At 41.7% G+C, this 1582-nt stretch carries 1 protein-coding gene and 1 pseudogene; both read left to right on the top strand.

What is annotated here, in order from left to right:
- The first annotated feature begins 44 nt into the window (after positions 1-44).
- On the top strand, positions 45-413 hold the full coding sequence (locus tag NBH14_RS28585) for a transposase (RefSeq protein WP_186962107.1): 369 nt from the start codon (positions 45-47) through the stop codon (positions 411-413).
- A 14-nt stretch (positions 414-427) separates the two neighbouring features.
- Positions 428-1318, top strand: a pseudogene (locus tag NBH14_RS28580) (IS3 family transposase); the annotation flags it as partial.
- Positions 1319-1582: the final 264 nt, after the last annotated feature.

The raw sequence follows: 1582 nt of genomic DNA, 5'->3' as shown, positions 1-1582 counted from the left end.
TGTCTTACCCTAGAAAAAGTTGACTTAATGAAAGTTAATTGATTATGGGTACTCGCACCTTTAAAGGTCGTAAAGTTTACGACACCGCTTTTAAATTCGCTGTTATTGAGGAGTATTTCTCTGGCAATTTGAGTTTTTATGATTTCTGTAAGAAAAAGTCCCTGGATCGCGGCACATTTAATTATTGGCTTCTTACCTTTGCTCCTGAAGGATATTTAAGTTCCAAAGAAATGGGCAAAGAAAAAGAACGCAGTGAGTCCGAAGAAATTCGAGAACTCAAACGCCAGCTCCACCAGAAAGAGCTGGAATTGAAAAAGGAGAAGATGCGTGCCGACTTTTATGAAACGATGGTCGATGTTGCTGAAGAACAGTTTAATATCGATATCCGAAAAAAAGCTGGCACCAAACGGTAAAACGGCTTACTGCAGAGGCCGGAGGACATTCAGTCACCGGCCTGTGCAGACTGTTTGGTGTAAGTAAACAAGCCTATTATAAGCACGTTGACAATATTTTTGCCCGTCTGGCCCATGAGCGGTTCCTTGTGGAATATGTTCATACCGTGCGTGATCTTGATCCCGGCATCGGTGGAGAGAAGCTTTGGCTAATGTATAAAGACTACTTCGGCACAGACTATAGTTTAGGCCGTGATGCTTTCCTTGCTGTCTTGAAAGAATATAGACTGATGCTTCGCAAACACCGCAAAGGTCCACGGACTACCAATTCCAACCATGACCTGGCAGTCTACCCCGATTTGGTTCGTACCCTACTTGTTACCCGCCCCAATCAGGTGTGGGTGAGTGATATAACTTATGTGCGTACAGATGAAGGCTTTTGTTACCTTTCCATCATTACGGATGCATACACCCATGAAGTGGTGGGCTGGTTTGTAGGTCCCACTTTAGAATCTATCTATACGCTGGAAGCATTAAAAATGGCATGTAAACGCTTGGAGGGTACTAATATAAAGTTGATTCACCACTCCGACCGTGGTTGCCAATATGCAAGCCTGCTATACACTGCTTACCTTAAGGGATTGAAAATACAGATCAGTATGACCCAAAGTGGAGATCCAAAAGACAATGCCGTAGCCGAACGTATTAACGGAATACTTAAAACGGAGTTTCTTAACCACCATCACTTTGCCGGTATAAGGCAAGTTCGCAATACAGTAAGTCAAGCTATAGAATTTTACAACAATAAGAGGCCACACCGGAGCCTGGATATGATGACACCTGTCCAGGCAAGACAAATGACAGGGCAGATAAAAAAACGTTGGAAAAGTTATAAAGACAGTTATAGGGAGGAATGTATCGTCTAAGATTTGCTATCTTTGTTCCACAGGAAAAAAAGAAGCTCCCCGGGGAGCACCGGACAAGAAAAGGCCTGATCTAAAAACAAGGTCTTTCTTGTTCAAGAATATTATTATAAAAGATAATATATCAACCCTATTTAGGGATAAGAAAAAAGGGGTAAACCGCTTTTAGAGATAAAAGAAAAAACGGTCAACCCGATATAGTTTTAAATGTTAAATCCAGTCAACCCACTTCAGGAGTAAGACAAAAAACAGACAACCAAAATTAGG

Origin of the sequence: Parabacteroides caecihominis (assembly GCF_023656785.1) — a bacterium.
GTDB classification, from domain to species: domain Bacteria; phylum Bacteroidota; class Bacteroidia; order Bacteroidales; family Tannerellaceae; genus Parabacteroides; species Parabacteroides segnis.
This window is presented reverse-complemented; position numbering and strand designations above follow the sequence as displayed.